Genomic DNA, 8,635 nt, shown 5'->3' on the forward strand with positions numbered 1-8,635 from the left:
AATGCTCCGCCGCGGCGGAGCCTCACCCAAGGAATCCCCATGTCCGGTCTGCTGTGTTACTGCCGCCAGGGTTTTGAACCCGAACTGGCCGCCGAACTGACCGAACGCGCCGGCCAGGCCGGCATTGCCGGCTATGCGCGTACCCGCCGCAACGATGGCTATGTGCTCTACGCCTGCGAGCCCGACCAGGTCGATACGCTCAGCGAGCTGCTGCCCTGGCGCGGGCTGATCTTCGCGCGGCAGAAACTGCGCGTGCTGGCCGAACTGCCGCAGCTGGACCCGACCGATCGCATCACCCCGATCCTGGCCGCGCTGGAAGGACAATCGCGCTTTGGCGACCTCTGGGTCGAGCACCCGGATTCGGACGCCGGCAAACCGCTGGCCGGGCTGGCGCGCAGTTTCGGCAATGCGCTGCGCCCGGCGCTGCGCAAGGCGGGCCTGCTCAGCGACAAGCCCAACGCCAAATTGCCGCGCCTGCACATCACCTTTGTCGATGGCACCCACGCCTTTGTCAGCGTGGCCGATACCCGCGACAGCGCGCCGTGGCCACTGGGCATCCCGCGGCTGAAGCTGCTGCCCGAGGCGCCCTCGCGCTCGGCGCTGAAGCTGGAAGAGGCCCTGATGACCCTGCTCGATGCCGATGAGCGCGAGCGTCTGGTCAAGGCCGGGATGAAGGCCGCCGACCTCGGCGCGGCTCCCGGCGGCTGGACCTGGGTACTGACCCGCCAGCACATGAAGGTGTCCAGCATCGACAACGGGCCGCTGCGCCAGCACGTGCTCGATACCGGCCTGGTCGAGCACCTGCGTGCCGACGGCTTCCACTGGCAGCCGGAACAGCCGCTGGACTGGATGGTCTGCGACATGGTCGAGCAGCCGCGCAAGGTCGCCGAGCGCATGGCCACCTGGCTGCGCGAAGGCTGGTGCAGGCACACCATCTTCAACCTCAAGCTGCCGATGAAAAAGCGCTGGGACGAAACCGCCCTGTGCCTGGAGCTGTTTGCCCAGCAGGCCGGCAAGCCCTTGCTGATCCGCGCCAAACAGCTCTACCACGACCGCGAAGAGATCACCGTTTTCGTCACCCCGCTCAGCCGCCGCTGAGCCTTTGCCGATGCACCGGCCAAACCGGTGCATCCCGGGCGCAGATTCCGCCCATTCAGCACATCTGCGGCAGTCTGTGCGGCATCCCCGTTCAAGGAGCCTGCCATGCGTGGCCTGCCGCTGATCTTCGCTGCCGTGTTTGCCTTGGTGCCCACCCTGGCATTGGCCCGGACCGTGCCTGCCGCCCGCCCGGCTCCGGGCAACCCGGCACAGACCCAGGCCATGCCGGAACTGCCGGTGGGCATCCGCACCCAGTCGCTGGCCGCCGGCGCACAGACCGGACGGGTAGAGATTGCCGTGGCCGAAGGCGATACCCCGGTCAGCGTGCGCTCGGTACAGCCGGACAGCGTGGATACCGCTGCCTATCGCCTCACCTTCGCCACCCTGGATACCAATGCCGATGGCTTCATCGACCGCATTGAAGCCGCCGCGCATCCGGCATTGAATGACGAATTCAAGGCACTGGACATCAAGCGCCGCGGCAAGCTGGACCGCAGCGATCTGGCCGGTTGGCTGATCGACTGAAAAACCGGCGCGCCGGTGGGCACCGATCACCGGCGTCGCGCTGGACACCCGCGCCACACCTGGGCTGCAATGGGGTCATGAATCTGCCCCGGCTGCTGCCCCTGATCTGCTGCCTGCTGCTGGCCGCCTGCCAGCAGCCACCTGCACGTGAACCGGCCAGTGCCGCGCCGCCGGGCACGGCCATCCAGCAGCTGGGACCCTACCGCTTTGCCATCCCGGTGGATTATTTCCATAACCAGCATGGCCCATCACCCGACGCGGTGGGCTCGCTGGTGATGCTGCTGCCCGAGCTGGGCCCCCGCCCTCCCAATGCCCTGCATCGCCCTTCCCATTCGCCGTACATGAAAGTCCAGTACAGCTTCTATTACGTGGACAAGGTGCCGATTGATGCGGTGCTGGAACGCGCCACCAGCCGCTGGCACCAGACCGGCGATGCCTATGAGGACAACGACCCGCGCGAGCAACTGGCCCTGCGCCCTGCTGCCCTGCAGCTGCATGGGCTGACCCGTCACGACGTGGACCCGGCCCTGTTCGAACAGCACAAGCAGCGGGCCATAGCCAAGTTCGGCAAGTGGCAGGACCGCACCGGCTATGGCATGGGCGATGACTGGTATATCGCCCGCGATGCACAGGGTCGCCTGCGCAGCTTTATCAAGTGCGACCCCCTTCAGCAGCCTGATGGGGTGGTGTGGGAGGGGGACAAATATCGATCCGCAGGCATTGGCCGCATCGCCGGCTGCGAACACCACTTCATCGACCGCAAACGCAGCTACCACATTCATTCAAGCTACGCGCGTGTACATCTGGCGCAGTGGCAGGCCATTGAAATGGCATTCCACCAGCTACTGGATGCCACCCAACTGGATTGAGCAACAGCAAGAGGCATACGGTCACAGAATCCACCTGTATACAGGGCCCATGCTGGACACCCGACCCGGACATGGACTGCAATGGGGCCATGAACCTGTCACGGCTGTTGCCCCTGATCTGTTGCCTGCTGCTGGCCGCCTGCCAGCAGCCACCTGCACGTGAGCCGGCCAGTGCCGCGCCGCCGGGCACGGCCATCCAGCAGCTGGGACCCTACCGCTTTGCCATCCCGGTGGATTATTTCCATAACCAGCATGGCCCATCACCCGACGCGGTGGGCTCGCTGGTGATGCTGCTGCCCGAGCTGGGCCCTCGCCCTCCCAATGCCCTGCATCGCCCTTCCTATTCGCCGTACATGAAAGTCCAGTACAGCTTCTATTACGTGGACAAGGTGCCGATTGATGCGGTACTGGAACGCGCCACCAGCCGCTGGTACCAGACCGGCGATGCCTATGAGGACAACGACCCGCGCGAGCAACTGGCCCTGCGCCCTGCTGCCCTGCAGCTGCATGGGCTGACCCGTCACGACGTGGACCCGGCCCTGTTCGAACAGCACAAGCAGCGGGCCATAGCCAAGTTCGGCAAGTGGCAGGACCGCACCGGCTATGGCATGGGCGATGACTGGTATATCGCCCGCGATGCACAAGGACGCCTGCGCAGTTTCATCAAGTGCGACGCCCACCAGAAACCGGACGGATTGCTCTGGGATGGTCAGCAATATCGTTCAACTGGCACATTTCCTATAGCCGGCTGCGAACACCACTTCATCGACCGCAAGCACAATTATCGAATCCACGCCAGCTACGCGCGTGTACATCTGGCGCAGTGGCAGGCCATTGAAGCGGCATTCCACCAGCTTCTGGATGCCACCCAACTGGATTGACCCAGATTGCTTTACAGGACTGACCCATGAAAGGACTCACCGAAAAAGACCTGCAAATCCTCCAGCACTACGCTGCTGAAGGAAACCGGGTGTTGTACTTCAACTACCTGGCCGCGCTGGAGGGCGTGGACAAGTACCCGGCCATGGCCCTGGGCGTTGGCAACAACGACTCGCTGGCCGGGCAGATTGCCAACCGCCACGTTGCCGGCTTTGTGGCACGCCAGCAGTCCGAGCATGGATCGCAGCACCCCGACCGCACGGACATGACTGAACGTGACTGGGAACAGTTCGGCATCGAGTTGATCCGCCAGGACCTGGAGCGGCGGCAATTTCACATGCGCCGCGGGGATGCGCATCTCGCCCTCAACCTGCCCGGAGAAGACGTCAAGCTTTCCCACGAACGCGCCTTCGAGAAATACGAACTGGACCCGCGCGCCTGGACACCCCAGGCCGCGATGGAAGCGGTGCTGGCGGCCCATGGCGAGAAAGCCATGCAGGCCTACTGGGAAATGCAGCTGGACGGTGGCCTGCTGAACATGGGCGCATGGCGTGCCGGTGAAACCATGGTGCGCAATACACTGGAGCGCGGATGGTGGGACGGCGGCATCGCCAACCTCGGCCTGGTGGCACATGGCTCGGCCACCCTGCTATCACAAGGGGCTGACCCTACCCTCAGCTACCAGGACCCCAACCGCATCGTGCTGGCTGGCAGCCTGTACCAGCACACCGACCAAGGCTGGATGCTGGCAACCCGCGACAATGCCTTCAAGGACGGCTTGCCCCACGACCGGCTGCACCCGCTTGCCGACCCAGCCCTGCGCGAGGTGCTGGACGATACCCGCCAGTTGCGCCTGGAAAAGCAGCAACTGCGCCAGGACTACCACCCCGATGACCCCAACCGCGGGCGGCCACTGCAACCGTCTGCCGACCTGGGCGAAGAGCAGAAGCTCGAACTGGAACACCGGCTGCTGGCACAGACCCAGCGTCACCCGGCCAACCCCGACCACCCCGCGCATGCGCTCTACACCCAGACCCGGGCCGGCGTGGAGCAGCTCGATGCACAGGCCGGCCGCGTTTTTGATGTGCGCAGCGAAAACATGACCCTGGCACTGACCGCGCAGGCCTGCACGGCCGGCCTGACACGGGTGGATGCGGTACTGCTGAGCTGCGCAACAGCCGAGGCAGCGGCCGCCGCGCGCGTGTTTGCGGTGCAAGGTGCGCCGCAAGACCCTGCCCATTGCCGAACACACCTGCCTACCGCGCAAGCCTGCCAGCAGCCCGGGGGGCAATCACTGGCCCTGTTGGAGCAGGCCAGTGAACAACAGCAGCAGGCACGTGCGCAGGAGCAGCTGCAGGCGCAAGCGCCGCAGCAGGCACCCGCACGGCAGATGGCCTGACGCTCAGGCGCACGCCCGGTGCCTCAGCCGCCGGAAGCATGCTTCCAGAACAGGCTCACCAGCGGCGGCAGCTTGCCGGCCAGGCCCATCGCCGGGCCACGGGCCAGGCTCAGGTGCAGTTCGTCGTTGGAGAACAGGGTATTGATCGCCGAGAAGCTCTTGGCGGCCACCGTCGCTTCGCTCTGGCGGGCATTGGCCCAGCGTTGCAGGCGTGCGGGGCTGGCCCAGTCACGACGCTTGGCCTTGGCATCGAGCACGCTGGCCCGCAGGGCGGCCACATCGCGCAGCCCCAGGTTGACGCCCTGCCCGGCCAGCGGGTGCACCGCATGGGCGGCATCGCCGATCAGCAGCACACGCCCTTCAAGATAGCGATCGGCCAGCTGCCGGCGCAGCGGGAAGGCCACGCGTTTGGATGCCAGGGTCAATGCGCCCAGACGTCCGCCGAAGGCATTGGTCAGCGCGCGGTTGAAGGCCGGCTCGTCCAAAGCAAGCATCGCCGCCGCTTCTTCATCGGGCAGGGTCCAGACAATCGAGTTGCGCTGGCTGCCAGCCGGCAGCACCGCCAGCGGCCCGGTCGGCAGGAAGCGCTGCCATGCCGTTGCTTCATTGGACAGCTCGCTGTCGACATAGGCCACCACGCCGCGCTGGCCGTAGTCATGCCGGTCCACACCGATGCCGGCCATGCTGCGCACGGCCGAATCGGCGCCGTCGGCAGCAATAACCATGCCGGCCTCCAGCCTGCGGCCATCGCTCAGGCGCAGGCGTACGCCATCGGCGTGCTGTTCAAGCTGCTCCACCGTGGCCGGGCATTCAATCCGCACGCCCGACAGCGGCAACTCGGCCCACAGGCGGTCGACCAGCAGGCCGTTTTCGATGATCCAGCCCAGCTGGGCCCGGCCCAGGTGGTCGGCATCAAAGGCCAGCTCTTCACCGCCGGCCGCATCCCAGACCCGCATGCGGCGATACGCCACCGCGCGTGCCTGGCGGATCGGCTCCCATACGCCCAGCGCCTTGAACAGGGCGGCGTTGTCCGGGGCAAAGGCATACACCCGCAGGTCCGGGTTGTCGGCGTGCCAGGCAGGCGGCTCGCGCCCTTCCACCAGCACCACTGACAACCCAGCCTGGGCCAGCGCCAGCGCGCAGGCCGCACCGACCACGCCACCGCCGACCACCACCACATCGTTGCCCGGCGTGCGGCTCATGCGGCGTCCTCCCGGCACAGTGCCGGTACCTCACCGCGAAAGCCCATCGCGCCGCCGACCAGCGTGGCCTTCAGGCTGCCCGAGGCCGAAGCCGCCAGCAGGCCGAGGCTGCGCAGGCCGCGTGCGGCCGGGCGCTCGTTGCCGGTGAAGCGGGCCAGGCCATCGGAAAAGGCCAGGGTCTGCTCGCGGTCCGGGCCGCGCCGGGCCACATACGCGGCCAGCTGGCCGGCACTGCCCGGGTCATTGCGGTCGTGTTCGATCAGCTCAGCCAGGGTCAGCGCATCGCGCAGGCCCAGGTTGAAGCCCTGCGCACCGATCGGGTGGATGGTCTGGGCGGCATTGCCCATCAGCACCACCCGTGGCGCCACCAGCTCGCGTGCCAGCACCCGGGCCAGCGGGTAGGCGCTGCGCGGGCCGACCTCGAGCAGGCGCCCGGCGCGCCAGCCAATGGCAGCCTGCGCCCGGGCCAGGAACGCGGCATCGTCCAGTGCGGCCACGGCGCCCGCTTCGGCACGCGGCACCGTGTGGATCAGCCCGTAATGGCGGTCACCCCGCGGCAGCAGCGCGGTCGGGCCGCTGTCGGTGAAACGCTCCCAGGCCGTGCCATCGGGGCCACGCTCGGCGCGCGCCCGGGCCACGAACAGGGTCTGCAGGTAATCCTGCTCGAGGGTGCCAATGCCCACGGCCTGGCGCACACTCGAGGCGGTGCCATCGCAGCCGACCACCAGCCGTGCGTTGAGGGTCTGCTCACCGTTGTCTCCGGCAATCACCACCGGCCGGCGGCCATCGACCACCGCTCCCAGGCGCACAAAGCGCGCCGGGCGGTAACGGGCAAGGGCCGGCAGTTCGGCCAGCCGCGCCTCCAGCGCCAGGCCGAAATCGCGCGCCACCACCACCTGGCCGAACCAGGGCCGGTCATAGTCGGTAGCGTCCAGGGTGACCCGGCCAAAATCCCCAGCACGGCTGACATGGATGCGCCGGATCGGCCCGGTGGCGCTGCGCAGCCTGGCCATCACCCCCAGTGCGGTAAGCGCATTGACGGTGGCGGCGGCAAAACTGAGGTTGCGTTGATCGAACACTGCCGGTGGCGTACCGGCGGGGTTGGCCTCCACCAGCGCACAGTCCACGCCAATACGCTGCAGCGCGATCGCCAGACTGGCCCCGACCAGGCCGCCACCAACAATGACCACATCATGGTTCGTACTCATGCCGGCAATGATAAGCCACCCCGGCTTGTGCCACCCCGCTGGCGGATGGCGTGCTGCTGGCTAGAATGCAGGCTGGCCTTGCATAGATGAAGAACCATGGGCAACCGTTTGTCGAAGATCTACACCCGTACCGGCGATGACGGCAGCACCGGACTGGGCGACGGCAGCCGCACCGGCAAGGACGCCCTGCGGGTGGAAGCGTTCGGTACCGTGGATGAGGCCAACTCGGCCATCGGCGTGTTGCTGGCGGTGGAACTGCCCGGCGACGTCCGCCAGCTGCTGACCCGGATCCAGCACCAGTTGTTCGACCTCGGCGGCGAGCTGTGCATTCCCGGGCATGCGGCGATCATCGATGCCGATATCGACGCGCTGGAACAGCAGCTGGACCATTACAACCAGGACCTGCCGCCGCTGAAGGATTTCATCCTGCCGGCCGGTGGCGAGGCAGCCGCACGTTGCCACCTGGCCCGCACCATCGTGCGCCGCGCCGAGCGCGTCACCGTGGCGCTGTCGCGGGTGGAAAGCGTGCGCGGGCAGGCAGTGCGCTATCTCAACCGGCTCTCCGACCTGCTGTTCGTGCTGGCCCGGGTGCTGGCCCGCAGTGCCGGCCATGGTGAGGTGATCTGGGAACACGCACGCCGCCACGGCTGAGGAAACCATGATGCTGGTGATCACCCATCCGGCCTGCCTGGGGCATGATCCCGGCCCCGATCATCCCGAATGCCCACAACGCCTGAGCACGGTGACCCAGGCCCTGCGCGACGGGCTGGGCGAGGCATTGCGCTGGCAACAGGCGCGTCCGGTCAAATACGGCGAACTGGCCCGGGTGCATGATGCCGGGCTGATCGAAACGGTGATGGCCACCCAGGGCCAGCCGCTGCATGCGCTGGACCAGGACACCTATGCCTCGCCGGGTTCGGCCGAAGCGGCGGTGTATGCGGCCGGTGCCGGCATTGATGCGGTCGATGCCGTGATGGAGGGCAACGCCAGCAGCGTGTTCTGCGCGATCCGTCCGCCCGGCCACCACGCCACCGCCACCGCGGCGATGGGGTTCTGCCTGTTCAACAATGCCGCCATTGCCGCAGCCTATGCCTGTGACCGGCATGCACTGGAACGGGTAGCGGTGGTCGATTTCGATGTCCACCACGGCAACGGCACCCAGGACATCTTCCAGCACGAGCCACGCGTGGCCTATTTCTCCTGCCACCAGGCCGGCCTGTTCCCGTATTCGGGCCAGCGCCGTGAGCGCGGGCTGGGCAACATCTTCAATACTCTGCTGCCTGCAGGCAGCGGCGGCCTGCGCTTCCGCAACACCTGGGCCGACGAAATCCTGCCGGCCATTGACGACTTCCGGCCGCAGCTGCTGATCCTTTCGGCCGGTTTTGATGGCCATATGCGTGACCCGCAGGCCGACCTGATGCTCGATGCCGAGGACTTTGCCATGTCTCTTATCCA

At 67.0% G+C, this 8,635-nt stretch carries 9 protein-coding genes; 7 read left to right on the forward strand and 2 right to left on the reverse strand.

All coding sequences use genetic code 11. From position 1 onward, the window contains the following. The first annotated feature begins 39 nt into the window (after positions 1–39). From rlmM to ABB25_RS12910, 5 genes are all read left to right on the forward strand, one after another. Positions 40–1,098: a 23S rRNA (cytidine(2498)-2'-O)-methyltransferase RlmM gene (gene rlmM / locus ABB25_RS12890; protein ID WP_057667430.1), complete on the forward strand. Its 1,059-nt coding sequence runs from the start codon at positions 40–42 to the stop codon at positions 1,096–1,098. 105 nt (positions 1,099–1,203) lie between these two features. Continuing rightward, positions 1,204–1,623, forward strand: coding sequence for an EF-hand domain-containing protein (locus ABB25_RS12895; RefSeq protein WP_057667432.1), 420 nt, complete (start codon positions 1,204–1,206; stop codon positions 1,621–1,623). Positions 1,624–1,700: 77 nt separating this feature from the next. Continuing rightward, positions 1,701–2,492: a hypothetical protein gene (locus ABB25_RS12900; protein WP_057667434.1), complete on the forward strand. Its 792-nt coding sequence runs from the start codon at positions 1,701–1,703 to the stop codon at positions 2,490–2,492. Positions 2,493–2,581: 89 nt separating this feature from the next. Continuing rightward, complete coding sequence (locus ABB25_RS12905; RefSeq protein ID WP_152981221.1) at positions 2,582–3,373, forward strand: hypothetical protein; 792 nt, start codon at positions 2,582–2,584, stop codon at positions 3,371–3,373. Positions 3,374–3,399: 26 nt separating this feature from the next. Continuing rightward, positions 3,400–4,770 (forward strand): XVIPCD domain-containing protein, encoded by a 1,371-nt coding sequence (locus tag ABB25_RS12910; RefSeq protein ID WP_057667438.1) that lies wholly within the window; start codon positions 3,400–3,402, stop codon positions 4,768–4,770. 23 nt (positions 4,771–4,793) lie between these two features. Here ABB25_RS12910 and ABB25_RS12915 read toward each other — a convergent pair whose 3' ends face one another. Next, a complete protein-coding gene (locus tag ABB25_RS12915) occupies positions 4,794–5,972 on the reverse strand; it encodes a UbiH/UbiF family hydroxylase (RefSeq protein ID WP_057667440.1) in 1,179 nt (392 codons plus the stop codon). Next, entirely contained in the window at positions 5,969–7,180 is a 1,212-nt protein-coding gene (ubiH, locus tag ABB25_RS12920; RefSeq protein WP_057667442.1) for a 2-octaprenyl-6-methoxyphenyl hydroxylase, read from the reverse strand. The genes ABB25_RS12915 and ubiH overlap by 4 nt, the downstream gene beginning before the upstream one ends. 96 nt (positions 7,181–7,276) lie before the next feature. Between ubiH and ABB25_RS12925 the strand changes: the two genes are divergently transcribed. Beyond that, entirely contained in the window at positions 7,277–7,831 is a 555-nt protein-coding gene (locus ABB25_RS12925) for a cob(I)yrinic acid a,c-diamide adenosyltransferase (RefSeq protein WP_057667444.1), read from the forward strand. A gap of 10 nt (positions 7,832–7,841) precedes the next feature. Next, positions 7,842–8,635: arginase family protein (locus ABB25_RS12930; RefSeq protein WP_057667446.1), on the forward strand; the 794-nt coding region annotated here is incomplete at its 3' end.

Origin of the sequence: Stenotrophomonas koreensis, assembly GCF_001431525.1 — a bacterium.
Classification (GTDB): domain Bacteria; phylum Pseudomonadota; class Gammaproteobacteria; order Xanthomonadales; family Xanthomonadaceae; genus Stenotrophomonas; species Stenotrophomonas koreensis.